Genomic DNA, 493 nt, shown 5'->3' on the forward strand with positions numbered 1-493 from the left:
ACAGAAAAAGTTACAGAAATCATTGAAATGTGTGGACTTTCGGCGTATCATATCAACAGATACCCACATCAGTTCTCAGGTGGACAGAGACAAAGAATCGGTATTGCAAGAGCACTTGCACTTAATCCAGAGTTCGTAGTATGTGATGAGCCAGTATCGGCACTTGACGTATCGATCCAATCACAAGTGCTTAACTTGATGATGGACTTGCAAGAGAAGATGGGTTTATCTTACCTATTTATTTCACATGACCTTAGTGTTGTAAAACACATCAGTGATAGAATTGGTGTTATGTACCTCGGTTCCCTTGTTGAACTCGCAGATAAAAACGACTTGTATGCATCGCCGATGCATCCGTATACAAGAGCACTTCTTGCAGCTATACCAATCGCTGATCCAACAAAGATCAGAAAGATGGAAGCGATTATTGGAGAGATTCCAAGTAACGTAAACACACCGGCAGGATGTAAGTTCCATACAAGATGTCCATATG

At 41.2% G+C, this 493-nt stretch carries 1 protein-coding gene; it reads left to right on the plus strand.

The window, feature by feature from the left end; genetic code table 11:
* On the plus strand, positions 1-493 hold a 493-nt coding region (locus tag QE109_RS17630; RefSeq protein WP_281095850.1), incomplete at both ends, for an oligopeptide/dipeptide ABC transporter ATP-binding protein.

Source organism: Fusibacter bizertensis (assembly GCF_029914245.1).
Lineage (GTDB): Bacteria > Bacillota > Clostridia > Peptostreptococcales > Acidaminobacteraceae > Fusibacter_C > Fusibacter_C bizertensis.